23 protein-coding genes are annotated in these 25,569 nt (G+C 50.1%); 10 read left to right on the top strand and 13 right to left on the bottom strand.

What is annotated here, in order from left to right:
* Positions 1–25 precede the first annotated feature (25 nt).
* The 4 genes from AC2YIT_RS15995 to AC2YIT_RS15980 all read right to left on the bottom strand — a co-directional run bounded on the left by AC2YIT_RS15995 (position 26) and on the right by AC2YIT_RS15980 (position 5,064).
* Complete coding sequence (locus tag AC2YIT_RS15995; RefSeq protein ID WP_487279801.1) at positions 26–1,723, bottom strand: DUF6044 family protein; 1,698 nt, start codon at positions 1,721–1,723, stop codon at positions 26–28.
* A 12-nt stretch (positions 1,724–1,735) separates the two neighbouring features.
* Positions 1,736–3,523, bottom strand: coding sequence for a translation elongation factor 4 (gene lepA / locus AC2YIT_RS15990; protein ID WP_487279800.1), 1,788 nt, complete (start codon positions 3,521–3,523; stop codon positions 1,736–1,738).
* 126 nt (positions 3,524–3,649) lie between these two features.
* Positions 3,650–4,675 carry an HTTM domain-containing protein gene (locus AC2YIT_RS15985; protein WP_487279799.1) on the bottom strand — a complete coding sequence of 342 codons (1,026 nt, stop codon included), beginning with the start codon at positions 4,673–4,675 and terminating at the stop codon, positions 3,650–3,652.
* Positions 4,676–4,707: 32 nt separating this feature from the next.
* Positions 4,708–5,064 (bottom strand): hypothetical protein, encoded by a 357-nt coding sequence (locus tag AC2YIT_RS15980; RefSeq protein WP_430845401.1) that lies wholly within the window; start codon positions 5,062–5,064, stop codon positions 4,708–4,710.
* A 164-nt stretch (positions 5,065–5,228) separates the two neighbouring features.
* Here AC2YIT_RS15980 and AC2YIT_RS15975 point away from each other — a divergent pair, with 164 nt between their 5' ends.
* From AC2YIT_RS15975 to AC2YIT_RS15945, 7 genes are read left to right on the top strand one after another with little or no spacing between them, the layout of a single operon-like run.
* Positions 5,229–5,840: a TetR/AcrR family transcriptional regulator gene (locus tag AC2YIT_RS15975; RefSeq protein ID WP_487279798.1), complete on the top strand. Its 612-nt coding sequence runs from the start codon at positions 5,229–5,231 to the stop codon at positions 5,838–5,840.
* 58 nt (positions 5,841–5,898) lie between these two features.
* Positions 5,899–7,185 (top strand): TolC family protein, encoded by a 1,287-nt coding sequence (locus AC2YIT_RS15970; protein ID WP_487279797.1) that lies wholly within the window; start codon positions 5,899–5,901, stop codon positions 7,183–7,185.
* 18 nt (positions 7,186–7,203) lie between these two features.
* A complete protein-coding gene (locus tag AC2YIT_RS15965) occupies positions 7,204–8,139 on the top strand; it encodes an HlyD family secretion protein (RefSeq protein ID WP_487279796.1) in 936 nt (311 codons plus the stop codon).
* The gene (locus AC2YIT_RS15960; RefSeq protein ID WP_430845405.1) at positions 8,139–9,050 is read left to right on the top strand and encodes an ABC transporter ATP-binding protein; all 912 of its coding nucleotides are present in this window, start codon (positions 8,139–8,141) and stop codon (positions 9,048–9,050) included. Before AC2YIT_RS15965 ends, AC2YIT_RS15960 begins: the two co-directional genes overlap by 1 nt.
* Positions 9,051–9,058: 8 nt before the next feature.
* Entirely contained in the window at positions 9,059–9,805 is a 747-nt protein-coding gene (locus AC2YIT_RS15955) for an ABC transporter ATP-binding protein (protein WP_430845406.1), read from the top strand.
* A 2-nt stretch (positions 9,806–9,807) separates the two neighbouring features.
* Entirely contained in the window at positions 9,808–10,914 is a 1,107-nt protein-coding gene (locus tag AC2YIT_RS15950; protein WP_487279795.1) for an ABC transporter permease, read from the top strand.
* The gene (locus tag AC2YIT_RS15945; protein WP_487279794.1) at positions 10,911–12,029 is read left to right on the top strand and encodes an ABC transporter permease; all 1,119 of its coding nucleotides are present in this window, start codon (positions 10,911–10,913) and stop codon (positions 12,027–12,029) included. Before AC2YIT_RS15950 ends, AC2YIT_RS15945 begins: the two co-directional genes overlap by 4 nt.
* 84 nt (positions 12,030–12,113) lie before the next feature.
* Here AC2YIT_RS15945 and AC2YIT_RS15940 read toward each other — a convergent pair whose 3' ends face one another.
* From AC2YIT_RS15940 to AC2YIT_RS15915, 6 genes are all read right to left on the bottom strand, one after another.
* Positions 12,114–13,127 carry a zinc-binding alcohol dehydrogenase family protein gene (locus tag AC2YIT_RS15940; RefSeq protein ID WP_430845409.1) on the bottom strand — a complete coding sequence of 338 codons (1,014 nt, stop codon included), beginning with the start codon at positions 13,125–13,127 and terminating at the stop codon, positions 12,114–12,116.
* A gap of 9 nt (positions 13,128–13,136) precedes the next feature.
* Entirely contained in the window at positions 13,137–13,925 is a 789-nt protein-coding gene (locus tag AC2YIT_RS15935) for an SDR family oxidoreductase (protein ID WP_487279793.1), read from the bottom strand.
* 39 nt (positions 13,926–13,964) lie between these two features.
* Positions 13,965–15,221 (bottom strand): L-fucose:H+ symporter permease, encoded by a 1,257-nt coding sequence (fucP, locus tag AC2YIT_RS15930; protein WP_487279792.1) that lies wholly within the window; start codon positions 15,219–15,221, stop codon positions 13,965–13,967.
* A 135-nt stretch (positions 15,222–15,356) separates the two neighbouring features.
* A complete protein-coding gene (locus tag AC2YIT_RS15925) occupies positions 15,357–16,103 on the bottom strand; it encodes a LytR/AlgR family response regulator transcription factor (protein ID WP_487279791.1) in 747 nt (248 codons plus the stop codon).
* A gap of 176 nt (positions 16,104–16,279) precedes the next feature.
* A complete protein-coding gene (locus AC2YIT_RS15920) occupies positions 16,280–17,305 on the bottom strand; it encodes a cytochrome d ubiquinol oxidase subunit II (protein WP_487279790.1) in 1,026 nt (341 codons plus the stop codon).
* A gap of 211 nt (positions 17,306–17,516) precedes the next feature.
* The gene (locus tag AC2YIT_RS15915) at positions 17,517–18,827 is read right to left on the bottom strand and encodes a cytochrome ubiquinol oxidase subunit I (RefSeq protein WP_487279789.1); all 1,311 of its coding nucleotides are present in this window, start codon (positions 18,825–18,827) and stop codon (positions 17,517–17,519) included.
* Between the two features lie 169 nt (positions 18,828–18,996).
* On the opposite strand from AC2YIT_RS15915, the gene AC2YIT_RS15910 reads away from it, so the two are divergent.
* A complete protein-coding gene (locus AC2YIT_RS15910; protein ID WP_430845415.1) occupies positions 18,997–20,247 on the top strand; it encodes an alpha/beta hydrolase family protein in 1,251 nt (416 codons plus the stop codon).
* A gap of 62 nt (positions 20,248–20,309) precedes the next feature.
* Positions 20,310–20,600, top strand: a complete 291-nt coding sequence (locus tag AC2YIT_RS15905) for a hypothetical protein (protein ID WP_430845416.1) — start codon at positions 20,310–20,312, stop codon at positions 20,598–20,600.
* Positions 20,601–20,877: 277 nt separating this feature from the next.
* On the opposite strand, the gene AC2YIT_RS15900 is transcribed toward AC2YIT_RS15905, so the two are convergent.
* From AC2YIT_RS15900 to AC2YIT_RS15890, 3 genes are all read right to left on the bottom strand, one after another.
* Complete coding sequence (locus tag AC2YIT_RS15900; RefSeq protein WP_487279788.1) at positions 20,878–21,885, bottom strand: 3-hydroxyacyl-CoA dehydrogenase family protein; 1,008 nt, start codon at positions 21,883–21,885, stop codon at positions 20,878–20,880.
* 125 nt (positions 21,886–22,010) lie between these two features.
* Positions 22,011–22,208, bottom strand: coding sequence for a CsbD family protein (locus AC2YIT_RS15895; RefSeq protein WP_430845418.1), 198 nt, complete (start codon positions 22,206–22,208; stop codon positions 22,011–22,013).
* A 153-nt stretch (positions 22,209–22,361) separates the two neighbouring features.
* Positions 22,362–23,633: an AGE family epimerase/isomerase gene (locus AC2YIT_RS15890; protein WP_487279787.1), complete on the bottom strand. Its 1,272-nt coding sequence runs from the start codon at positions 23,631–23,633 to the stop codon at positions 22,362–22,364.
* A gap of 206 nt (positions 23,634–23,839) precedes the next feature.
* Between AC2YIT_RS15890 and AC2YIT_RS15885 the strand changes: the two genes are divergently transcribed.
* Positions 23,840–25,558 (top strand): helix-hairpin-helix domain-containing protein, encoded by a 1,719-nt coding sequence (locus AC2YIT_RS15885; protein WP_487279786.1) that lies wholly within the window; start codon positions 23,840–23,842, stop codon positions 25,556–25,558.
* Positions 25,559–25,569: the final 11 nt, after the last annotated feature.

Genomic DNA, 25,569 nt, shown 5'->3' with positions numbered 1-25,569 from the left:
TAAATATCTTTCGGTTACATATACGTCACTGAGTGTTAATGACTTCATAAAGACTCAAATGCCAGATCGCTGAACGGAATATCGCCAGCTTACGCAAGCCCGACTTTTCCGGGCTTGCGATGTTTTCCACAGACAAAATGTAGTCGCAGCCGAGCTCGCGTAATGCCTCATGCGAGAGCGTAATCGGGCGCTCGGAAGGGGCCATGCCACGCGTCATGTGGGTTTCAAAATAGGGTAACCCCTGGTCGTACACGACAATGCTCTGGCTGCCCCAGAAGTCGAAGAAGCCCCGGTTGTTACTGTTCTTTTCGAGTTCACCGGCGATGATGTTCCGGAACTGGTGTTTATAAGGAAGGGGATAATTGCTCGAATACCCGTCGATCGTCCACATGCCATTGTATTGGGCCACCGCCGGCGGAATGCCGATACTCGCTACGCGGTAGGTGTCTACCGGCTTGCCGATGGCCGTTTTGATATTGTCGAACATCCGCTCGGCATAGTAATCCTCGTAGGTGAAGATGTAGTGATAGGGAACAATGGAGACGAATTTTTTGACGAAGCGTTCGTAATAGGTGGGCTGGTAGGCGAAACAAACCGCAAGCTGCATGGTTGCAACAACGATCAAAACGCGATGCCGGTATCGGGGAACAATCAATAGCAATGCCTGCCCTGCCGCAATGTGCCAGAGCATTTGCAGAAAGATATGAAACCTTTCCAGGCTGAACATACGCAGCAGATCGGAGCTGTTCCGGAGGTCCACCAGCGGCTCCCAGTTCAGGATCGCAATGTAAAAGCAGATAAGTGTAATAATGCCCAGCGTAATAGTAATGCCCCGCGGTAATTCCCTTTTGCGAATAACATGTAACGCATAAACCAGGCACACAAACGGCAGGAGCACGAACGTATGTAGCGACAACGCCACATCGACATTGCCGAGCAGGAAGTACCGGGCAAATATTTTAAAGCAAACACCCAGCGGCACCGGAAACCGTCGCATCTCCATCCGGTGTGAAACAAATCCTTCCCCTCCGAGTAAATTCTGTATCAGGTCGACCTTCGTGACCAAATACACGCCCAGCAAGATTGCAAACGCCAGAAGCAGTCGTTTAACCGGACGTTTTTGAACAATGTCATAGCCAATCAACGCTCCGAATGCAGACAGAATGAATACCCCGGCTGACTGGAAATTGGAGGTAAATGGAAACGCCGCCAGGATCAGCCAGTTCCAGATGGCCGGGCTTTCTTTGCGAATATTCAGGACGGTAAATACCAGAAGCGGCTGGCCCGCAATGCTCAGTCCCCAGGTTGGCAGGAAGGGGGTAAATGCAAATGATAAAGCCAGAAAGGCCGAAACAGGCTCGTTGGCAGCCAAATGCCGCCGACAAAGCAGCCACATGCCGATCAGTGCGACACCGCTGATGAAGACATTGTAGAACTGGAAAGCTGTAAAAGTAGGTAGCAGGAGATTGAGCCAGTAATATACATTATAGGTGCTTACCAGCGTGAATTTCGGCACACCTCCCATAAAAGGCTCGATGATCGCGTACGAGGGCGCCCATGCGTAGGCGTCCTGCGTGGCGAGCCGGTACCATACCACAAACGAATCGAGCGAGTCGAAGGCATTGAAATATGCCCTCTGGCCCAGGAAAATGGTGGGCGCATGATAAAGCAAAAATACCAGCAACAACCCTCTGAGGTAGTAATGCTGGTATTTTGCTTTCATATCGTGGAATTACTAGTTGATCTTCAAAACGGCCATAAATGCTTCCTGCGGAATTTCTACACTACCCACCTGGCGCATCCGCTTCTTACCTTTCTTCTGTTTTTCGAGGAGCTTGCGCTTACGGGAAATGTCACCGCCGTAACATTTGGCCAAAACGTCCTTCCGCATGGCTTTTACGGTTTCGCGGGCGATGATCTTCTGTCCGATGGCTGCCTGGATGGCGATCTCGAACATTTGGCGTGGAATCAGCTCACGTAGCTTTTCGCAAAGTTTTTTACCCCATTCGTAAGATTTCGAACGGTGTACGATAGCTGACAATGCATCCACCGCCTCGCCGTTGAGCATCACGTCGAGTTTCACCATGTCCGACTCCTGGTAACCTGCCAGTTCATAGTCGAGTGAAGCGTAACCGCGGGAGATTGTTTTCAGTTTATCGAAGAAATCAAAAACCACCTCGGCCAGCGGGATGAGGAATTGCAGCTCCACGCGCTCGGCAGTGAGGTAAATCTGGTTTTTGAGGATACCCCGTTTGTCCATACACAGGTTCAGGATCGGGCCGATGTAGTCCGATTTGGTGATGATCTGTGCATTGATGTACGGCTCTTCGATATATTTAATATGGTTGGGCTCAGGCATTTCTGACGGAGCGCTGATATTCAGGATTTTGTCTTTGGTAGTCAAAACACGGAACTGCACGGAAGGTACCGTCGTGATCACGGTCATATCGAACTCGCGCTCCAGACGTTCCTGGACGATCTCCATGTGTAGCATTCCCAGGAAGCCGCAACGGAAGCCAAAACCGAGTGCCGCCGAAGTTTCAGGTTCCCAAACCAATGCCGCGTCATTCAGCTGCAATTTTTCCATTGCCTCGCGAAGCTCTTCGAACTCGCTGGTATCAACCGGGTAAATACCGGCAAAAACCATCGGTTTAACCTCCGAGAAACCTACAATCGCTTCGCTCGCAGGGCGGTCGATATGCGTGAAAGTATCGCCTACCTTCACCTCCTTGGCTACTTTGATACCCGAAATAAGGTAACCAACGTCGCCGCATTCGACCACTTGTTTGGGTATTTGCTGTAATCCCAGCGTCCCGATTTCGTCGGCAATATATTCCTTGCCGGTCGCCATGAACTTCACTTTGTCGCCTTTCCTGATGCTGCCGTTTTTCACACGGAAGATTACCTCGATACCGCGGTACGAGTTAAAAACCGAGTCGAAGATCAGCGCTTGCAGCGGGCCTTCCGGATCGCCGACAGGGGCAGGGATGCGTTCTACAATTGCATTCAGGATGTCCTCAATGCCGATACCTTCTTTACCGCTGGCAGGAATAATGTCGCCGCGGTCGCAGCCCAGCAGATCCACCATTTCGTCCTTGATTTCCTCGGGCATGGCGCCGGGAAGGTCGATCTTGTTCAAAACGGGGATGATTACCAGGTCATGGTTGATCGCCAGGTAGAGGTTGGAGATCGTCTGCGCTTCGGTGCCTTGTGAGGCATCCACGAGCAGCAATGCGCCTTCACAGGCAGCGATCGAGCGGGAAACCTCGTAGGAAAAATCCACGTGGCCCGGGGTGTCGATCAGGTTGAGTATATATTCTTCTCCTTTATAAATGTAGTTCATCTGGATCGCGTGGCTCTTGATAGTGATGCCGCGTTCACGTTCCAGATCCATATTGTCGAGCAATTGCGCCTGCATTTCGCGCTGCGATACAGTTTTGGTAAATTCCAGCAGACGGTCCGCCAGGGTACTTTTCCCGTGGTCAATGTGGGCAATAATGCAAAAATTACGGATTTTCTTCATGAAAGTTGTTCCTATTCCAATGCTTTGAATATATAGTTCAGGTCAAAGCAATCACAAAATTACGAGGGTAATTAATATTTCAAGATGTTTTCAAACAGAAGTTCAAACTAAAAATGACAAGCGTGCTCACACACCTGCGGGCGAAGGCGCTCGTCTTGCGTGCTTCCGCTGCGGCCAGGCGTAAAGCCAATACGCCGCGACTACGACTGAGGTCAGGGGAATTAATTGGCCATAGCGCACCATAGCGGCAGTCAGAACGGTCATGGACAACAGCATAGCAGGGTGTGCCAGGTAATGCAGGCCGGTCCTCAGCCAGGAGGTTAGCGACTCCTTTGCATCACCTGCGCAGGGATTCATTTGTCGATTAAAATCCAGCCACGTCAACCATTTAGCCAGCACGCTACTGTGCAAACGGTTATCGTAAGCCAGGCGCCGCGGCCATGTGAGCAAAGAGCCATAGGCGGTAACCAGCGCGAAGAGAAACGGCCCGAATGTCATTTGCATTAATAACACCATCGGCAAATGCAGAACAAGCGCCAATAGCATTGCATAAACGATAGTCGCCCGGCGAAGCAGGAGGATAGCAATACTGATTTGTAATACAATCACTCCTATGCCCATCATTTGTGACAAAAAACCACGGGGGAAAATGCTGGCAGCCTCTATATAGGATGCGATCTGATGTTTGGTTACCAAAAGTGTCTCCATACTGGCGCCGGTCCACCAGTCGGGATCGAAAACCTTGTTCAGGTCGGCGCCCAGGTAGAGCACCGCGAGTTGGAAACGGATCAGGTCTGTTCCCGTAACATGGTTGCTAAGCCCGGTGCACAGGAACACACAACCCGTAAAAAGGTGGGCCACGGAGATGCATATCTGGCAGGAAAGGAGCCCGGTGACGAATGCCAGACCGACGCACAGTGCGCCAAAACGTACAAAGCGCGAAAACAGGAGCAAGCCGATGCCGCTCAGGAACAGCAACCTGACGCCCATATTGAACTCCTCGTCGGTGCCCAGTTCGCCCAGCCACTCAATGAGCGGGTAGAACCTGCCGCCGCCCTGGTTGCCATTGAAGGGAAACTCTCCCGTCAAAAGCAGATAGATGGCCAGCATTCGCACTGCGAGCACGAGCTCGGGTACGACGGCCTTTCCCATAACATAGAAAGGATTAAGATGGCGCATAGTGCTCAACGGCTGGCTTTCCACAGATACGTTTGTTCCGGTGCCCCATTACGGCGATAAGAAATCCTGACGCTGTCGGGGTGAGTAGGAGCTTGTGCTTCTACCGAAGTGACAAGCCGCCTGAGATTACCCGGCGCATGTGCCTCCCATTGAGTTTGGGCTAACCCGTAACGGGCCTCGACGGCCTGCCGGCCCCAGGTAACGCCATTCTGGAAAGCGTCAATGCGGTAGAAGACCTGCGTAGTATGCGGCGCCCAGGAGATTGTCCGGGTGTCCTGGGTAAGTTCATACAGTGTGTTAGTGACCTGGGCCGATAGGAAGAGTATTCCGGGAAGCCATTTTTTAAAAGATGATGAAGTCATGAGTGCATGATAGATTTACGGATCATAGAGCTATTTTGAGTTGCCGTATTTTCTCGTAAAAGTTAATGAAAAGAGTATTAACCAAAATATTTAATCATTTGATTAAATATTTTGGTTAAATCGAAGATAACGTTACCTTTGAAGCATCAAACGGAAATTGACTGATGGCGAAAGCAAAAAAAGCGGAGTTGGACCTGAGCACGGAAGAGAAGATCAAGGAGGCGGCGGGCATCGTATTCACCAAAAAGGGATACGGGAATGCGCGTACGAGGGATATTGCCGAAGAAGCGGGTATTAACCTGGCGCTGCTGAACTACTATTTCCGCAGCAAGGAAAAGCTTTTTCAAATTGTGATGGCCGAGCGGATCGACAAGTTGTTCGGCGTATTGGGGCCGGTTCTCAATGACGAGTCGACGACATTAGAAGAGAAACTGGAAAAGATCACGGAGAGCTACATTAATATGCTTCTGGAACATCCCGATCTGCCGATTTTCGTGCTGAGTGAAATCCGCAACAATCCCGAGCAGCTTTCAAACCGGTTTCAGGCCCGGAAGCATCTCACGGAATCGGTTTTCATCAAGCAGCTCGTAGAGCGCAGAAGTGATATTAACCCATTTCATTTTCTGATGAACCTGCTGGGAATGAACTTGTTTCCGTTTGTCGCAAAGCCGGTGTTGCAACCGATCCTGGGCAATGAAGACATATACCGGCAACTGATGGAGCAGCGTAAAAAGCTGGTTCCGGCGTGGATGAAACTGATGTTGGATCAGGGTTAACCGCCCTATTTTTTTGAATAGAAATTAATCAAATGATTAAATAAATCGAATAAATAAAATGATTAATGGATTCAGAATGCCATTGGTGATCAGTGTTTTTGCGCTGATAACCACGTGCCTAAGAGCGCAGGACGGGCCACTGACGATCCGGGAAGCTTACCGGCTCGCCCGGAAAAACTACCCGATGATCAGGCAGCAGGGGCTGATCGAAAAGGCCCGGGACTACTCGGTGAGCAATGCCGCAAAGGGCTATTTGCCGCAGCTTATGGTCCAGGGGCAGGCCACGTACCAGTCGGCGGTGACGGAATTTAAACTGCCCGTTTCGATCCCTGGTGTAGAGTTTCCAAGCATTAGCAAAGATCAGTACAAGGTTTACGGCGAGTTAAACCAGGCGGTTTACGACGGAGGCAACGTCCGTACACAGGTACGCTCGCATGAGGCGAACGCGCTGGTGGAATCCCAAAAGCTGGAAGTGGAATTATACAAGCTCAACGAGCGGGTGAACCAATTGTTTTTCGGCGTATTAATGCTCGACGAGCAGCTGAAACAAAATGATTTGCTGAAAAAGGATATCAACCTGGGGATTCGTAAAGTGCAGGCGCTCATCGACAACGGGACCGCATTCAAAAGCAATGCGAATACTCTGAAAGCGGAATTACTGAAAGCCGACCAGCGTGCCATTGATCTGAATGCGAGCCGGAAAGCATACCTGGAAATGTTGGGAATGCTGACAGGCCAGTCATTGGGCGATTCAGCAGTGCTGGAAAAGCCTGCGGGCCTGGTGGCGGGAGGCGATATTAACCGGCCGGAACTCAAACTTTATGACGCCCAAAACCGTAGCCTGGATGTGCAATCACAACTGCTGGACGTTCGCAACCGCCCGAAACTCAACTTTTTCTTCCAGGGAGGTTACGGCCGGCCCGCATTGAATATTCTTAGCAATGGCTTCAATCCGTATTACATTACCGGACTGCGGCTGAACTGGTCACTTTCCGGATTATATACCATTAAGAAGGACCGGGAGCTGATCCGCAGCAACCGGGATGCCATTCAGCTTCAAAAGGAGACATTTCTTTTCAATACCAATCTGGTAGCCAAACAGCAAAGCGCGGAACTCGATCGTTTCAGCCAGTTGCTGAGGACGGACGATGAGATTATCACGCTCCGCGAAAGCATTAAGACCACAGCCGCGGCCCAACTCGAAAACGGCGTGATTAACACCAACGACTTCCTGCGTGAAGTGAATGCCGAAGATCAGGCGCGGCTGAGTAAGATCCTGCACGGTATTCAGCTGCTGATGTCGCAGTATAGCCTCGATAACACGCTGGGTACCCATTTTGAATAAGCATTTAAATACAAACACATGAAAACATATTCTTATCTGATCATATTGGCTGCGGCGATAGCGGCCTGTAATGGAAAAGAGAATCTCTACGATGCTTCGGGGACATTCGAGGCTGTGGAAACGATCGTTTCCGCCGAGGCAACGGGCCGCATTATGGCGCTGGACCTGGAAGAAGGCCAGCAGCTGAAAGCCGGGCAGACCGTGGGATATATTGATAGTTTACAATTGTCGCTGCGCAAAAAGCAACTCGAAGCGCAAATCAGGGCTACTGGCAGCCGCCTGCCCGACATTGCGGCGCAGACAAATGTTTACAAACAGCAGATCGCTGTGTCGCAGGTGCGGCTAGATAATCTGCTCCACGAGCAGAAACGTGTTCAGAACTTGCTTAAAGCCGATGCGGCTACACCTAAGCAACTCGACGATATCAATGCGCAAGTTGAAGAATTGCAAAAGCAGCTGGACGTAATCCGTAAGCAGGACGCCGCGCAAACGTCGGTTTTGAAAACGCAAACATCCGGCTTGCGGGCGGATGTGCAGCCGCTGGTTGCCCAGATCGAGCAGATTAACGATCAGCTTGCCAAAACGAGGATTGTCAACGAAGTGAATGGTACCGTGCTGACGAAATACGCGGAGGCAAATGAAGTCGCCGCGGCAGGGAAGCCTCTGTACAAAATCGCGGATCTCTCCACAATTATTCTGCGCGCCTATCTGACGGGAGACCAACTGACGGGCATTAAGCTCAATCAGCAGGTAAAAGTGCTCGTGGACAGTGCCGGCGGCCAGTACCGTGAGTTGCCCGGGACGATCGAGTGGATCAGCAGCAAGGCGGAATTTACCCCCAAGACCATTCAGACAAAGGACGAACGCGCGAACCTGGTTTACGCGGTGAAGATCCGGGTAAAGAATGACGGATATCTGAAAATAGGCATGTACGGTGAAGTCGCGCTGAAATAATGGAAGCGGTTGTTGTCAAAAATCTGATCAAAACTTACGGCACGGATAGAGCTGTGGCGGTAGATGATGTGTCGTTTTCCGTCAATAAGGGCGAGCTTTTCGGGTTGATAGGGCCCGACGGCGCCGGCAAGACCAGCATTTTCAGGATGCTGACCACGCTCCTGCTGCCCGATGGCGGCTCGGGGAGTGTAGACGGGTATGACATCGTGAAGGATTTCAGGCAAATACGCAGTACGGTGGGGTATATGCCCGGTAAATTTTCGCTCTACCAGGACCTGACTATCGAAGAAAACCTGCATTTCTTCGCTACCGTTTTCGGTACGACGATTGAGGAAAACTACCATTTGATCAAAGACATTTACGTACAGATCGAGCCTTTTAAAAACCGGCGTGCGGGAAAGCTGTCCGGTGGGATGAAGCAGAAACTGGCATTATGTTGTGCATTGATCCACAAACCCACCACATTATTTCTGGACGAACCTACCACGGGTGTCGACCCCGTTTCGCGAAAGGAGTTTTGGGAAATGCTCAGGAGGTTGAAAGAACAGAACATTACGATCCTCGTTTCGACGCCCTACATGGACGAAGCCTCTCTTTGTGACCGCATTGCATTGATTCAGGGTGGTAAAATACTGTCTATCGACAGGCCCAAGAATATCGTAAATAACTATCCCGACCGGCTGCTGGCCATTAAGGCCAACGAAATGTACCAATTACTGAAAACCCTTGAAGCGCATCCGGACATTCTGAACAGTTACGCTTTCGGCGAGTACGCACATGCAGTGCTACGCGACGCAGATACGGACACGCGCCCATTGCAGGCATACCTGCGAGAGCGCGGACTTACAGGCGTGGAGGTGAAAGAGGCCGAGGTAACAATCGAGGATTCATTTATCAAATTATTACATTAAAAACCGCCATGATGCAGGACGATAAAGTGATAGTCTGCGAGAAGCTTACCAAGCGGTTCGGGGACTTTATAGCCACCAACGAAATTACATTCGACGTACATAAGGGGGAGATTTTCGGCTTCCTCGGCGCAAATGGCGCCGGCAAAACCACTGCCATGCGCATGCTATGCGGCCTTTCTGCTCCCAGTTCTGGCAAGGCGACCATTGCGGGGTATGATGTGTACACGCAGACTGAGCAGATCAAGAAGAATATCGGCTACATGAGCCAGAAGTTTTCGCTTTACGAAAACCTGACGGTGCTGGAAAACATCGAGTTTTTCGGGGGCATTTACGGTCTTTCCGACGAGCGTATCAAATCCAAAACCGAAGAATTACTTCAAAGGCTAGGGCTGAAAAGCGAAGCGAACAAGCTGGTAGGATCGCTTCCGCTCGGCTGGAAACAGAAACTTTCTTTCTCGGTGGCTGTGTTGCATGATCCCAAAATTGTGTTTCTCGACGAGCCTACGGGCGGGGTAGACCCCGTGACCCGCCGGCAATTTTGGGACATGATCTACGAAGCCGCCGATAGCGGCATTACCGTTTTCGTGACCACGCATTACATGGACGAGGCCGAGTATTGCCATCGTATATCGATCATGGTGGATGGAAAAATGGAAGTCCTCGACACGCCGGCAAACCTGAAAAACAGCTTTCATGTGCGGTCGATGGACGAAGTGTTTTACCAACTCGCGCGCGGCGCAAAAAGAGGGGACTAGTCATGAAACAGTTTCTCGCCTTTGTCAGAAAGGAATTTTACCACGTGCTCCGCGACCGCCGCACGCTGCTGATCCTGTTTGGGATGCCCATCGCGCAGATATTGATATTCGGCTTTGCATTGACCAACGAGGTGAAGGATTCCGAAATCCTGGTGGTGGATTATGCCAGAGACAATGCCTCGCAGGAACTGCTGACGAAGATCGGTTCGAGCCGGTACTTCGACATCCGGCAGGCTGCGTTGAGCCACAGCGAAATATTGAGTACGTTTCAGAAGGGGAGGATCAAAGCTGTGGTAGTATTTCCAGCCAATTTTAACGAGGATTTACTACACCAGAATAAGGCGCAGATCCAGATCATTACCGACGCCAGCGACGTCAATACCGCGAATATGGTCACCAATTACCTGTCGTCGATCATCATGGATTACCAGAACCAGATTAATCAGAACCTGGAAATTCCCTACCGTATTACATCCGAGGTGCGAATGCTCTACAATCCGCAGCTCAAAGGCGCGCATGGTTTCGTACCAGGCGTGATGGCGCTGGTGCTGCTGCTGGTTTCGGTGATGATGACCGCCATTTCTATCGTCCGGGAGAAGGAAACCGGTACGATGGAAATCCTGCTCGTGTCGCCATTCAAGCCGGTGCTGGTGATATTTGCCAAGGCATTTCCTTACCTCGTTTTGTCGCTCGTGAATGTGACCGCGATATTGCTGCTCAGCGTTTTTGTGCTGGACTTGCCGGTGAAAGGAAGCGTGGCACTGCTGTTTGCGGAAAGCACATTGTTTATTGTCACCTGTCTGGCGCTGGGTATTTTCATATCCATCAAAACTTCCTCCCAACAAATCGCCATGCTTATCTCGCTGATGGGCATGCTGTTGCCGACGATGATGTTCAGCGGTTTTCTGTTCCCGATCGAGAATATGCCCGTGCCATTGCAAGTCATTTCCAACATTGTGCCTTCCAAATGGTTTTACATTATCGTCAAATCGATCATGATCAAAGGGTTAGGATTAACCGAGCTTTGGAAAGAAACACTGATTTTGTCCGGTATGACCGTATTTCTGCTGCTGGTCAGTTTGAAGAGTTTTAAAATCCGTTTGCAATGAGGACATTACGATTTTTGTTACGCAAAGAATTCAGGCAGATTTTCAGGGATAAGGCCATTGTGGCAATGATCTTTTTTATGCCGCTGGTGCAGCTGATAATCATGCCGCTGGCAGCTGATTATGAGGTGAGGAATATCAATTTATCGGTCGTCGATCATGACAAATCGCCCTATTCCCAGAAACTGATTGCTAAAATTGTCGCATCCGGCTACTTCCGGCTCACGGGTTACAATGCGTCATTCAAAGAGGCATTTAGCCTGATTGAATCCGATAAGGCTGATCTGATCCTCGAAATCCCGCATGATTTTGAAAGAAACCTGATCCGGGAAGATCACGAAAAGCTTTTTGTGGCCGTCAACGCGATTAACGGTACCAAGGCGAGCCTGGGCGGCTCTTATTTAGGAACTATAATCGGGGATTTCAATGCAGACATCCGGATGCAGCTCGTCACACCGCCGCGGTTTAGCCAGTTTCCTGTGATCGACGTGGTGGCCTCGAACTGGTTCAATCCGGTTTTGAATTACAAGGTATTTATCGTCCCGGGCATTCTGGCGATCCTGATCACAATGGTGGGCGGGTTTTTGTCCGCACTGAACATCGTGCGGGAAAAGGAAATCGGGACGATCGAGCAGATCAACGTGACGCCGATCAAAAAGCACATTTTTATATTGGGTAAACTGATCCCTTTCTGGGTGCTGGCCAATATCGTTTTCACAATAGGTCTCCTGGTAGCACGGTTTGTGTACGGGATCGTACCGGTCGGCAGTTTGCTTACGCTTTACGCATTCATTTCCGTGTATTTGCTGGCCGTTTTGGGTTTTGGCTTACTGGTATCGACGTTTTGTGATACCCAGCAGCAGGCGATGTTCATCATGTTCTTTTTCATGATGCTGTTCATACTGCTGGGAGGTCTGTTCACGTCGATCGACAGTATGCCAGACTGGGCCAAGCTGATCACGCGTGCTAACCCGGTGCGCTACATGATCGAGGTAATGCGGATGGTCGTACTTAAAGGCAGTAGCTTCAGGGACGTGCTGCCGCATGTCGGGGTAGTTACATTGATGGCAGTAATTCTTAATGGCTGGGCCATTCTGAACTACAAGAAAACCAACTAACGATTCCACAACCCCTAACCATCCTTGACTACACCTGACCATCACTTGACTACCTCTGACCATCCCTGACTATTCCTGCCCCAACTAACCCATCTCGACCATCGCCTTAATCACCCCGTTAGCCGGATCGAGCCAGCTTTCGAACTGATCCTTCACCTGCCCGAACGTTACGCGGTGGGTGATATAGGTTTTAGGATCCACCAACCCGTTTTTCATGCTATGGATCACATGCTCAAAATCGGTGCGGGTGGCGTTGCGGCTGCTCATTAATGTCGCCTCGCGCTTGTGGAATTCAGGGTGGCTGAATGCGATTTCGCCTTTTTGCAAACCTACCAGCACATATTTCCCTCCATGAGCCAGATAGGCGAAAGCCGTGTTAATAGCGCGTAAATTGCCGGTCGCGTCTATGACGACGGTGGGCATATCACCGTTTGTGATTTCGGCCAACCGTCCGGCGACATCCTCATGAAGGCCATTGATAGTATGCTCCACGCCGACGCGGTCACGGCAGAATGCCAGGCGCTGATCGTTAATATCCAGTGCGATCACCTTTCCACCGGCAATGCGGGCAAATTCCATGGTTCCCAAGCCAATCGGGCCTGCACCGACCACGAGCACAAACTCATCCTTACGCACATCAGCGCGGCGCACGCCGTGCGCGCCTATCGCGAGCGGCTCCACAAGCGCGAGTTCGTCGAAGCTCAAGCCGTCCCCGTGCACAAGCGAATAGGAGGGGACGGAGAGGTATTCCACCATCCCGCCGTCGATATGCACGCCCGACACTTTCAGGCTGGCGCAGCAGTTAGGACGGCCATTTCGGCATGCAACACATTTGCCGCAGTTGAAATACGGAACAAATGTTACTGCCTCGCCTTTCACAAAACCCGGCGCATCCGTCTCGATGATCTCGCCCGCCAGTTCATGGCCAAGTATTCTTGGGTAATGAAAGAAAGGCTGCGTTCCCTCATAGGCATGCAAATCGGTGCCGCAGATTCCTATTCTTTTGATTTTCAATAAGGTGTGTCCCGGTGTGGCTACCGGTGCCTCGGCTTGTTCGTAGGAGAACGAGCCGGGCGTGGTACAAACGAGTATTTCCATGGATCGGTATCAGGAATTGGCCAGGGCGCGATCGAGGTGGACATAGCCGCCGTCGACGTAGATGAGCTGTCCGGTCGTGTGGCTGGATCTTTCTGAAAGAAGGAAAACGGTCATGTTGGCGATTTCCTCGGCGGTTGTCATGCGGTTTTCCAATGGGATATTCGCAGTAATCACCGCCAGTTTTTCCTGCGGGTTGGGCAGTGTTTCGATCCACTTCTCATAAAGCGGCGTCCAGCATTCGGCAACGATCACCGAATTAACACGGATGCCGTATTTGAGCAGTTCTACCGCCCATTCGCGGGTCAGTGCATTGCGGCCGCCGTTGGAAGCTGCATATGCCGACGTTCCGCCCTGACCGGTATCGGCAGTTTTGGAACTGATGTTTACGATGGAGCCCTTGGAGGCTTTCAATGCCGGTAATGCGTAATGTGCCATCAGATAATAATGCACCACGTTTTTGTGTAAAGAGGCGATAAAACCGTCGTAGGAGCCGTTTTCAAGTCCTACACCGTCATTTACCCCTGCATTGTTGACCAGACCGTCGATACGGCCATATTTTTCCAAAACGGCGTTAACTGCTTTTTCGGAAGCCTCGGGCTGGGTAAGTTCGGCCGCTACCTGAAAAGATTCTTTACCTGCCGCCGCCAGTGCATCGACTACCTTTTGGTTATCCTCCGCATTTCTGCCTACGATCACGGGGATTGCACCTTCGGATGCCAGCACTTGTACAATGCCCTCACCGATACCTTTGGCACCGCCGGTCACGATGACCACTTTATTTTGAAGTTTTAAATCCATTATGATTAATATAAAGACTTGTAAAAGATAGCTTATCTGTTAATGAGACGTGCCCAGCGTCACACTCTTCACGGAACTGTTACGGATCGCGAAGTATAGTACTACGAGGAAACAGACCGCAGGGACTATGTAAGCTGTTTGAATGGACGAAATATCCGATACTTGCCCCATAATTACAGGGAAAAACGCTCCGCCTACTATCGACATGATTACGAGCGATGAACCGATTTTGGTTTTTTCACCCAATCCGCGGATACTCAATGCGAAGATCGTCGGGAACATGATCGACATGAAGAATTCGACGCCTACCAATGCGTAAACCGAGAACATGCCGTCGGTAAGTACTGCCATAATGAGCAGAATGATATTGGCAACGCTGTAAATCGCCAGCAAGCGGGGAGGTGCGACGAAACGCATCAGGTAAGTACCGATAAACCGGCCGATCATAAATGCAAGCAACGCACCGGAAAGCAGGTACGCAGCCGTCTTTTCATCAATACCAGCCACATGATCGGCGAAACGGATAAAGAAGCTGCTGATACACACCTGCGCACCCACATAAAAGAACTGCGCTGTGGTACCCAGGATCAGGTTTTTTTCGCCCCAGATCGAGCCGCCCGGTTTTTGATCTATGACTTCTTCCTCCTCCTTGATTTCAGGCAACGAGGTCCGCCAGATCATCACCGCGACGAACAGCACGACCAGACCGATCAATATAAATGGAATCTGTACCGATGAGGCTTCCTCATTCAGATAGGCATTTAGTTGGTCGGGGGACATGGCCTGATGTTCAGCTTCGCTAAGCGTTTTACCGGAAAGAATGAATTTTCCGCCCATCAACGGTGCCAAAAATGCCGCCAGGCCATTAAATGACTGCGCGAAATTGAGCCGTTGCGTGGCCGATTCTGGATCGCCGAGTACGGTAATGTAGGGATTGGCCGCTGTTTCCAGCATGGTCAACCCGCTGGCGATCACAAACAATGCAAATAGAAAGAACCCGAAATGCCGCATTTCGGACGCCGGATAAAAGAGAAACGAGCCGGTGGCGAAAAGTAGTAATCCAAAGGCGATACCCGCCTTGTATCCATACTTTTTCATAAAAAGCCCGGCAGGCAATGCGATCAGGAAGTAGGCAATGTAGGAAGCGGAGTCGATCAGCGCGGATTGAAAGTCGCTGAGCTGACAGGCTTTTTTTAAATGCGGGATCAGGATCGGGTTGAGGTTGAGGGCGAAGCCCCAGAGAAAAAACAGTGACGTGATAAGGATGACAGCCAGCCGCGTCTTACGATCGGTCATAAAGGTTAAAAATTAATAGATGCAGGAACGGCTGTAAAGTAAAACAAAACAATGCAAAGGAATTATATTTTTTTACGGGGAAATGCTTCTTTGCCCTACAAACATTCCCATACATTGTTTTGCAAAGGCTGGATTTCAGATGTTCAGCTGCCGTTGGACCTCGTCCTTTTTCCTGCGTGATACTTCGATGCGCGAGCCGTCCGAGAGGATGATGAATTCGTTGTTGTTGCTGATCCGGATAATATGGTCGAGATTGACCAGGTGGGATTTATGGGTTCGGATGAAACGGAACTTGGCCAGCATATCCTCGAAATGCTTCAGTGTTTTGCTCGCGATGAATGGCCGTTTGTTGATCAGATGGATGATCGTGTAATTCCGGTCGGCTTCGAGGCGAAGAATTTCATGTACCAAAAAGAAGAAAACGCCCTCGCTCGAAGGTACCGCCAGCCGGAAATCCTTCATGTCCCGTTTATCAATGTTGGCGGCCAGGTTCTCGAACAGCATTTTACGCTGCCGGGCACTTTCGTTCTTGGTGGTGTGGCGTTTCACCGCCTCTTTCAGGTCTTCCGGACTAATGGGTTTCAGGAGGTAGTCCAGCGCACTGAACCGTATCGCCTGAACGGCGTACTGATTATGGGCTGTAATGAAGATGACATCGAAGTCGGGATTGTTGGGAAGCTGTAAAAAGTCGAACCCGTTCTGGTGAGGCATCTCCACGTCCAGAAAAACCAGATCGGGCTGATAAAATTCCAGTACGCCCCTGGCTTCTTCCACGGATGCGGCAGTCCGTACCTCGGTGATTTCGGGTACAAAACTGATGATAAGCTGGTGCAAAACATTGCGGGCCCTTGGCTCGTCGTCGATGATCAGCGCTTTTATCATAGTGGGTATGGTGTTAAAATACCTTGTGAATGCAGCTCACCCGGCTGCGATTTTTTCACAAAGTATGATAACGGGTACAACCGAGCTTATTCCAATGTCCGTATGGTACCAAACGGTTATTGAAAGGAACGGCAGTCCTAAACCAACCCGATTTTGTGTGCTTTTGAAGGCGGATTTTAATGCGCCTGACTTTCGTAGCCGACCGGTTTTTTCTGAAAACTGTAAATCAGGTAGAAAAGCGCCGGCAGGATCAGAACACTGCCCAGTAACAATGCCCATGCCAGCGCCTCGATCGTCTTTTCCTGACCGGCGTGCTCAGTGAGCGACAAATAGCCGCCGCCTTTCAGAATAACGATATTGGGAAAATGCCTGAAAGTCGTGGTAAGGAGGATCATGGTCACCTGGAAACCCGCCAGCGGCCGCAGCAGCCCAATTTTTCCCTGATACAATAAAGTCCACATCCAGATCAGCGAGAGCGTAGCGGAAAGGATGGCAATGCGTCCTGTCCAGTTTCCGAAAACCCAGTCGAACAGTGGAATATGTTCAAACCAGGCGGCAGCAAACACCAGCGCACCGCAGATAACCGCCGCGATATTGAAAAACTGTGCCTTATGGGCAAACCGTAAGCGCTCATGCTCGACATCGGTTTCGCCGATGAGGTAAACCGATGCCAGAAAACCGCAAATCGATACGGTGAATAGTCCTACCGTGATGGCAAACCAATGCAGCCAGCTGAAAATGTAGGCATCGGCAAAAGAACCGGCCTGAGGATCGATATGTCCGGATACCGCGCTGCCCGCAATGATCCCCAGAAAAAGCGGCGTGGTGAAGCTGGAAATCGCAAAAATCGTATTATAAAGGTGCTGCATATCGTCAACCACCGCATCATAATGCCGGAATGTGAACGCCGTGCCCCGGGCGATAATGCCTATCAACATGACGGTAAGCGGAATGTGCAGGTTCACCGACATGGTAGAATAAATCACGGGAAACCCGACGAACAGGATCACAATCGCGATGATCAGCCACATGTGGTTCGCTTCCCAAATTGGTCCGATGGCCGAATACAACGTTTTACGTGTAACCTGCTTGTTTTTCTGCGAAGTAAAAAGCTCAATGATTCCCGCGCCAAAATCCGCCCCGCCCAGCAGCAGGTACAGCAGGATGGAAGTCCAGAGGTATGTGATGACGACGTATAGCATTGTTAATGACTGAATGATTGAGTGACTGAATGATTGAGTGACTGAATAAGTGAATGGGTGAATGAATTTTGAATGACTGGATAAAAATCAGGTATTGTCAAGTGTGGTCAGGAATGGTCGGTTGTTGTATTTATTATTGATATTGACAATTCACGACTGCTTCTGACCCAATGACTATATTCAATCATTCAATCATTCAGTCATTCAAAATTCATTCAACATCGTACAACCTCCCAACCATCTTAATCTGCCGGTACAGCATGAAAACTACAAATGCTGCCAGCGAGACGTAAATGGCTGTAAATAGATAAAATGAATAGGCAATGCCGGGCATCGGGGTAACGGCATCGGCGGTGCGCATGATGCCGTAGATGATCCACGGCTGGCGGCCTACCTCGGTTACGGTCCAGCCGGCTTCAACGGCTATGAAACCCAGTGGAGTCGCTGTGGCGAACAGTTTCAAAAGCCAGCGCTCCTGCAACCACTTTCGCTTTTTCCATAATGCCGTAAAGTAGAGGATGGAAACGAACATCATGGCCATACCCATTCCAACCATAACCTGGAATGCATAATGTGTTACCGCAACGGGCGGATGGTTTTCCTTAGGAATGCGGTCGAGGCCGGTTACTTCCGCCGTGAAATCGCCGTGCGCCAGGAAGCTCAGGAAACCCGGAAGCTTTATGGCGAAATCGACCTTTTTTTCTGCTTCATTGGGAATGCCTCCCACAATCAACGACGCCGATTTTTCGGTGTGAAAATGGGCTTCCATCGCTGCCAGCTTTGCAGGTTGCCGGATCGCCACGTCCTTGGCGGAAATATCGCCGCTTAATGGCTGCACGAGCGCCGCTGCACAGCCGAATACTGCCGCGATCGTGAAGGATTTGGTATGGAAAAGAACATTGTTCCCTCGCAGGATCATGAGCGCATGCACCCCCGCCACCGCGAAGCCGGTTGCGGCGAACGCAGCGATCGTCATGTGCAGCGCCTGCGAGAACCAGGCTTCATTGAACATCGCTGCAATGGGGTCTATGTTAAGGTATTGGCCATTTAAATGTTCAAAACCCGCAGGGCTGTTCATCCACGCGTTGGCCGCGACCACGAGTATGCCAGACGCCAGTCCGCTTACACCCACGACCACTCCGGTGAACCAATGGAACCATGGATTGAACCGGTCCCAGCCATAAAGAAAAAAGCCCAGCGCGATCGCTTCAATAAAAAATGCCGTTCCTTCCAGGGAAAACGGCATTCCGAAAATAGGCCCGGCGTGTTTCATAAACTCCGGCCATAAAAGCCCAAGCTCAAAAGAAAGCACCGTACCCGAAACCGCGCCGGTTGCGAAGAAAATGGCAACCCCTTTACTCCAAGCCTTGGTGACGTTTTTGTAGATGGTCTGGCCGGTTTTGAGATAGTAATAATGGGCCACGGCCATGAAGAACGGCATGACCATTCCGATACAGGAAAATATGATGTGGAAGCCCAGGGAAAGGGCCATTTGGGATCTGGCGGCTATGAAGTCGTTCATGGGAATAGATTTACTGAAAAATACCTTTTTCGGGTTAGGAACAGCTGCCAAAGGGTATTTCAAAACTAGTCAAGACTTTCTAGAACAACCATCATTTGTGCTAAAATGATCGGTTTTCTGGTCTTTTTTTATCAAAATGTTTCTAGTGTTAAAAATAACCATGAACACGGTGAAAAAAATCATTGCCCTACTGCTATTGCTGGCGGTCGGCGCCCATGCACAGTTCAAACAACCGTGGCTGATCGACGCCAGGCATATCAAAGTCGATACCCTGCTGTGGGACTTGAATGAGCTCAGCGCCGCGCCGCAGTCGCGCTGGCTCGATGACACCAGCACCGTGCGATCGCTATTGTACAAAAGCGTTGATTTCGAAGGCAAGCCGACGGAGGTGTTTGCCTACTATTCCAATCCGGATATTGTCGCCGGTCGCCCCGCGACCAACCAGAAGTTCCCAGGCCTGGTGCTCATCCATGGCGGAGGCGGGAAAGCATTCCGCGAATGGGTGGAGAAATGGGCGAACGAAGGTTATGCAGTGATTGCGATGGATCTGTCGGGTAATGGCGCTGATGGTAAGAAGATAGAGCAACCCGGGCCGGAGCAGTCGAATGAAAACAAGTTTCAGAAGATCGAAAAAGGCAATTTGAAAAATGTGTGGACCTACCACGCGGTGGCGAGCTCTATTCTGGCGCATTCACTGCTGTTGAGCTTTCCCGAGATCGATCCGCTCCGCACGGGCGTGACCGGCATTAGCTGGGGAGGTTATCTTACCTGCCTCGTGGCGAGTCTGGATAGCCGCTTCATCGCCGCCGCGCCGGTTTACGGCTGTGGTTTTTACGATGAATCGGACGTTTTCAAACAAAATCTGAACGCATTGTCGCCTGGGGCGAAAGCAGGTTGGATGAAGTTCTTTGACCCGTCGGCTTACCTGTCTTATTCAAAGCCGTCTATGTTTTTCATCAATGGAAATAAGGATAAGCACTATAATGTTGGCCCCTATATTAAGACCTATCAGTTAAGTAAAAACAAACAAGTATGCATTATTCCTGATATGCCCCATAGCCATAAGGACGGTTGGGCACCTGCTGAGATACGTACTTTTTTCGATGGTGCATTAAATGGTAATCCTCGCCCGTTTGTGACGGCGAGTACCATTAGTTTGGATAAAAATCAGCTAACGGTTATCCTAAAACCTACCTCGGGTAAGCAGGTAGCTTCTGCCGAGTTTTACTATACCAATGATGTGACTTCCGACAACGAGCACCGCGTATGGAGCTATGTCCCATCCACGATCAATGAAGATACACAGACGATCGTCCAGCCGGTTCCAAAAGAAGGGTATAAGTATGCTTTCTTCTATTTGAAGGATACCGATGGGATTTCTGGGACGACGGTGTTTTTGAAGGACGGGAGGGCGGATTAGTGTGCTGGTTGTTTTTTCTGTGTTATTTTGCTAATTTTATTTGCAGAAAATCGCATAATGATATGCTGGGAATCATAGAAGACTATAAGGAGCTAAGGCAAAATCTCGGATTGCTGATTGATAAGTCTGGATACCGGAATGCTTACATTGCGGATAAAGTGGGGATTCCTGCTTCCAATTTTTCGCAAAAGAAGAAACGCGGTAACTGGTCGCTTGAAGAAATGGAGCGGGTTCTGACCGTTATTGAAAATCAGGAGCTCGAAGATTTGTTTTTACTGGAAATAATCAAGCAAAGAGATAAGGGTGACACCATTACCTACGAGCAGTTCCGTAAAGAAATGGGATGGAGCTGATTTTAGAAAAATCTTTTTTGAGAGAATTGAAGCGCTGTCCTGTCTTTGTTCAGAAACAGGTAGATAATGTATTAGAAAGCATTGTTCGAGCAACTGACATTACGCATGTTCCCGACTGTTCGGTAATACAGGGTAAGGGAAATAGAGTATATTACAGGATCAGAATTGGAGGGTATCGCATTGGTTTGAAATATGGAAATGGGTTTATCAAGATTGTAACAATCATGACTATTCAGTCGAGAGGAGATATTTACAAAAAATTTCCTCCCAAATAAAACTAGGTCTCTTCATCCCCACTACTCTCAACTTGCCGCTTCTCGGCCAACCGCCGCTTCACAATATCCCCGGGATATTTCAACGCCAGCTCACGAATATCATAAGTAAATTCCTTGAAGGTCTCTTCCCAAACCTCCGCCTCACCGGGTTCGTATTCATAAAAACCATGTGAGTTGAGCACGCCTTTGCCGCCCTCGCGCACGACTTTGTCGATCAGCTCCGGTACTTCGGTACTGTTGTTTAGCGTGGGGAGCAGGTTTTTCATGACTGTATGATAAGCCGGCACGCCGGTCAGGTCCATCCAGCGGAACACCCCGACGAGCGTCATAAAATACCCGGCGTTATTGCGGCAGGAGCGGTCGACGTCCTCAATAGTGGCGTAACCATTCTCGACAAGGCTGATCGCCTCGCGGTACATGGCGTACATGAGGCGGTTAGTGATGAAACCGGCAATATCCTTTCGGACCAGAATAGGCTCCTTGCCCCATAAATGTGAAAGCTCGTAGAGGTATTCACCGTTTTGAATGTCGGTATCGTCGCCGCAAATGATCTCCAGGAAGCGGGTCGTGTGCGCGGGCTCAGTCCAGTGCAGGCCCAGGAACCGCGACGGGTGCAGCGTCAGCTTTTGAAGCTGACTGATCGGAATGGCCGAGGTGTTGCTGGTCAGCAGCGCGTCTGGCGCAATCTCTTTCTCGATCTTTTGATACACCGCATTTTTTATGTCGACGTTTTCGATCGTGCATTCATTAACGAGCTTGCACGGATAGAGTACTGAATAGTCTTCGGTAATGATCAGTTTTCGCAAATAATACTCCGGCTCGTTGTCGATAATCCCGTTTTGCCAGGCATTTTGCAAATGTTCGCGGATTCGGCGTTCGGCATGATCGAGGTCAGCAGGAATTGGGGCCACGGCTGCCACCGGGTGGCCGGCGATCAGCAGGCAGGTCACAATGCTGCACCCCATTAAGCCAAGACCAACAATGCCGACGGGTATTTCATTTGGATTCATTTCAGAAAACGGATTTAGGATTCAATGCGGGAAATATACTGTTAAAAGCGTAGCTTGCCGGCAGGCTACTACAAAAAAGCCCCGAAACCAATGATTTCGGGGCTTATATCGACCTGTTTCAGGATCTAGCGCGACCAGCTGTCCACTTCACGTTCCACTTCTTCTCTGGTTTTGCCGATCTTCTTCTGAATCTTTCCAAGAAGTTCATCTTCTTTTCCTTCTTCATAAAGCAGGTCGTCGTCGGTCAAGTCAGCGTATTGTTGCTTGAACTTTCCTTTGAGTTCGTTCCAGTTACCTTTTACTTGTTGTGTGAATGAGCTCATGATTGTGTGGTTTTTGGTTTGATAATGGCGCCTTTTCAAGCGCTTTGTACATCATCATTTGAAAGAACCATTCCAATGTGAAAACCGGCTCCCGGCGCACATCGGGCATTAATTAATGAGCAAAAATTTACACGGAACGTCCCAAAAACGTGGCTAATTACTTCCAATCAGCTTGTTCAAGCGGACGATGCCCTGTACCATCGAGCGCACCGAATGGTAGTTTACCTTCCACGAATGGCTCATATGCTTCCAGATCGGCTCGCCCTGGCGTGTAAGCAGCGGCAGCCATTCGCCAACCGAATGGTGAATCATTTTATCAAAAACAAACCGATGGGTGGCATCATAAGCTTTCAAATACTTTTCATCGCCGTAAACCCGGTAAGCATCGAGCATCCCGATAATGACCTCGGCTTGCTGCCAGAATTCTTTCTCGCGGTCGTACACCTCGCCTGCATGCGAGCCTTCCACGTACACGCCCCCGAACTCCCAGTCGATGCCATATTCGACGGCGTGGTCGTAAGACGCTTTCAGCTGATCGTGGTATTCGTCATAAGGAATGCCTGCAATATCTAGCGCATGCATGAGCAGCCATGCAAACTCTACATTATGGCCGTAACTGGTATTGTCCTCGGCAGCGCTCTTCACACCGTCCTCAGTGAAGCGGTCCCAACCCCAGATAATATCGAATTTGATCTGCGGCGCCACGGTCCAGTCTTCCCAGAACTGCGGAATGCCCGTCTTATATTGCGGGTGCATGATCTTATTGATGAGCAAACGAATGATTTCAACGAGTTTGCGTCGGTGAACCTGCTTTCCGGACGCTTCATATAACGTGGTGAACGCCTCCATGAGGTGCATATGGGCATCGAGCGTTTTTCGGTCGCCTCCCGCAGCGCCGGGGCCTTTGAGATCCCAGTTGCGGTGGAACATTTCGAAATAACCGCCGTAATAGGTGTCTGCGCCATGTTTTTGTAATAAATCGAAAACCTTTTCAGCATATTCGAGGCCACGCGGATCGCCGGTGGCTAGGGTGTATTCCGCCAGACTGTAAATGGCGAAGCTGTGCCCGTAGACGATCTTTTCGTCGATTTTTACGTTGCCTTTGCGGTCCATCAGCCAGTAAAAGCCGCCATATTCATTGTCCCACATTTTGTTGATCAGAAAATCCACTCCATGGCGGGCAATTTCGGCGTAGCGGCCCTCCCCATAACCTGCGCGGTGGGCCGAGGAAAAGGTATAAACCGTGCGCGTTTGCGCGATCAACGACTTCTCATCTTCACCCGAATCGTTGCCTGCATTGTCGAAATGGGTAATGAAACCGCCGTTTTCCTTGTCCACAGCGCGGTTTTCCCAAAAAGGAAGTAATTCATTGGTCAAATGCTGGCGGATTTCCTCTCGGTAGCTTTTCAATTGATCTACATTCATTGGTCTAAAATATGGTCAGAGTTTTGAAATGGTTGTTGGATATACTTTCATCAGGCCGGCGTCGGCTATTCGGTTCGGGTTAATTATCACTATAAATATTTTTTTATGGAATATTTACTCTGCGAAGGCGCGCGCTAGGGGGCGTATGCTTGCAAATGCTGATCCATACTTCGTAATTCGCAATGAATTCATCAATCCCGATCCCCATGAGTAATTCTGAAATCGTAGAAGTCCTCGAACTAACTGCCAAGCTGCTGGAGCTGCACAACGCCGATCCTTTCAAGATCAAAGGATATTCCGTGGCGGCTTTTTACCTGGATAAATACAAGGAAAGCGAACTGCAATTCATGACCGAGCAGGAGCTCACCAAATTGCAGGGGGTTGGGAAAAGTACCGCCACGAAAATCGCTCAAATAGCGAAGACGGGTACATTCCCCGAGCTGGAAGAGCTGATCGCCAATACGCCGTTGGGCGTGATGGAAATGTTCAATATTAAAGGCATCGGGCCCAAGAAGATCGCCGTTTTATGGCAGGAGCTGGGTATTGATAACCTCCACGAGCTGGAACTGGCGTGTTTGAATGGCACGGTGGCCAAAGTGAAAGGTTTCGGGGCCAATACGCAGCAAAAGATCCTCGATTCGCTGGCATTCCTGAAAGACCAGGCCGGGAAACTGCGCATGGATAAGGCTGAGGCTGCGGCGAACTCGATTATCAATGAATTGAAGAAGACATTTGATCAGGTCGAAGCGGCAGGCGAGGTCAGACGAAAATCGGAGGTGGTGGAGACGATCCGTATCCTGGTAGGAACCGATTCTCCGGCACTGCTTCAAAATACGATCGGCTCCATCGGGCTGCTCGTACAGGATGAGAAGAAGTCCTCGCCATTTGTGTGGCGTGGTAATATCCAGGATGTTGCCGTGGCGATCGAAATCGTGGCGGTGAAACCTGAACGGTTAGTGAACGAGCTTTTCCTCGAAACTGCCGGGGAGGACCACCTTGGATTGACAGGGGCTTCCGGCAACACAATCTGGCGACATGCTTATTATGAAACGGTGAATTCGGAGCAGGCCATTTACGAAAAGGCAGGGCTGCCTTATATTGTGCCCGAAATGCGCGAAGGGGCAGGGGAGCTCGCGTGGGCGGAAACCCGGACGCCCGATCAGTTGGTAACCTGGGACGACCTGAAAGGTATTTTGCATAACCACAGTACGTACTCCGACGGTCAGCATACCCTCGAACAAATGGCGCTCTATTGCCGTGAGCTGGGCTTCGAATACCTCGGCATTGCCGACCACTCTCAGACAGCCACTTACGCGCAGGGATTGAAAGTGGAAGACGTCGAACGCCAGCACGAAGAAATAGCGAGGCTGAATGCACGTTTCACCGCCGAAAACCCCGCTAAACCATTCAAAATATTGAAAGGCATCGAGTCGGACATCCTCGGCGATGGTTCGCTGGATTACCCGGTGGATGTGCTTGCTTCATTCGATTATATTGTTGCCTCCGTGCACAGCAACCTTTCGATGACACTTGAAAAGGCAACTGCTCGCCTGTTAAAGGCCATCGAAAACCCGTATACTACTATTTTAGGCCACCCAACCGGGCGCCTGCTCCTTTCCCGCGAGGGTTACCCAATCGATCACCAGGTGATCATCGACGCTTGTGCAGCCAACGGAGTGGTGATTGAAATCAATGCCTCCCCCTGGCGTCTGGATCTCGACTGGCGATGGATTTCCTATTGCATGGAAAAAGGCGTAATGCTTAGCATCAATCCCGACGCGCACGCTATGGAAGGCTATCTGGACATGCATTATGGCGTAGCAAATGCAAGAAAAGGCGGTCTGACGAAGGATAAGACCTTTAATGCACTGAACCTCGGACAGATGGAGGAATATTTGAAAGGGCGGGCTAGCAAGATAGGTTAACTATTCTTAAT

The organism is Dyadobacter sp. SRI_021, assembly GCF_057586235.1.
The sequence above is the reverse complement of the archived record's forward strand: the minus strand, read 5'-3'. Positions and strand labels throughout refer to the sequence as shown.

What these genes read in the sequence shown, in the direction of transcription:
- AC2YIT_RS15895 (WP_430845418.1), bottom strand. Translation starts at nt 22,208, where the DNA reads ATGAGCTCATTCACACAACAAGTAAAAGGTAACTGGAACGAACTCAAA.
- AC2YIT_RS15985 (WP_487279799.1), bottom strand. Translation starts at nt 4,675, where the DNA reads ATGGGAAAGGCCGTCGTACCCGAGCTCGTGCTCGCAGTGCGAATGCTG.
- AC2YIT_RS15945 (WP_487279794.1), top strand. Translation starts at nt 10,911, where the DNA reads ATGAGGACATTACGATTTTTGTTACGCAAAGAATTCAGGCAGATTTTC.
- AC2YIT_RS15965 (WP_487279796.1), top strand. Translation starts at nt 7,204, where the DNA reads ATGAAAACATATTCTTATCTGATCATATTGGCTGCGGCGATAGCGGCC.
- AC2YIT_RS15975 (WP_487279798.1), top strand. Translation starts at nt 5,229, where the DNA reads ATGGCGAAAGCAAAAAAAGCGGAGTTGGACCTGAGCACGGAAGAGAAG.
- AC2YIT_RS15995 (WP_487279801.1), bottom strand. Translation starts at nt 1,723, where the DNA reads ATGAAAGCAAAATACCAGCATTACTACCTCAGAGGGTTGTTGCTGGTA.
- AC2YIT_RS15940 (WP_430845409.1), bottom strand. Translation starts at nt 13,127, where the DNA reads ATGGAAATACTCGTTTGTACCACGCCCGGCTCGTTCTCCTACGAACAA.
- AC2YIT_RS15980 (WP_430845401.1), bottom strand. Translation starts at nt 5,064, where the DNA reads ATGACTTCATCATCTTTTAAAAAATGGCTTCCCGGAATACTCTTCCTA.
- AC2YIT_RS15905 (WP_430845416.1), top strand. Translation starts at nt 20,310, where the DNA reads ATGCTGGGAATCATAGAAGACTATAAGGAGCTAAGGCAAAATCTCGGA.
- AC2YIT_RS15885 (WP_487279786.1), top strand. Translation starts at nt 23,840, where the DNA reads ATGAGTAATTCTGAAATCGTAGAAGTCCTCGAACTAACTGCCAAGCTG.
- AC2YIT_RS15950 (WP_487279795.1), top strand. Translation starts at nt 9,808, where the DNA reads ATGAAACAGTTTCTCGCCTTTGTCAGAAAGGAATTTTACCACGTGCTC.
- AC2YIT_RS15955 (WP_430845406.1), top strand. Translation starts at nt 9,059, where the DNA reads ATGATGCAGGACGATAAAGTGATAGTCTGCGAGAAGCTTACCAAGCGG.
- AC2YIT_RS15925 (WP_487279791.1), bottom strand. Translation starts at nt 16,103, where the DNA reads ATGATAAAAGCGCTGATCATCGACGACGAGCCAAGGGCCCGCAATGTT.
- AC2YIT_RS15915 (WP_487279789.1), bottom strand. Translation starts at nt 18,827, where the DNA reads ATGAACGACTTCATAGCCGCCAGATCCCAAATGGCCCTTTCCCTGGGC.
- lepA (WP_487279800.1), bottom strand. Translation starts at nt 3,523, where the DNA reads ATGAAGAAAATCCGTAATTTTTGCATTATTGCCCACATTGACCACGGG.
- AC2YIT_RS15970 (WP_487279797.1), top strand. Translation starts at nt 5,899, where the DNA reads ATGATTAATGGATTCAGAATGCCATTGGTGATCAGTGTTTTTGCGCTG.
- fucP (WP_487279792.1), bottom strand. Translation starts at nt 15,221, where the DNA reads ATGACCGATCGTAAGACGCGGCTGGCTGTCATCCTTATCACGTCACTG.
- AC2YIT_RS15900 (WP_487279788.1), bottom strand. Translation starts at nt 21,885, where the DNA reads ATGAATCCAAATGAAATACCCGTCGGCATTGTTGGTCTTGGCTTAATG.
- AC2YIT_RS15960 (WP_430845405.1), top strand. Translation starts at nt 8,139, where the DNA reads ATGGAAGCGGTTGTTGTCAAAAATCTGATCAAAACTTACGGCACGGAT.
- AC2YIT_RS15890 (WP_487279787.1), bottom strand. Translation starts at nt 23,633, where the DNA reads ATGAATGTAGATCAATTGAAAAGCTACCGAGAGGAAATCCGCCAGCAT.
- AC2YIT_RS15935 (WP_487279793.1), bottom strand. Translation starts at nt 13,925, where the DNA reads ATGGATTTAAAACTTCAAAATAAAGTGGTCATCGTGACCGGCGGTGCC.
- AC2YIT_RS15920 (WP_487279790.1), bottom strand. Translation starts at nt 17,305, where the DNA reads ATGCTATACGTCGTCATCACATACCTCTGGACTTCCATCCTGCTGTAC.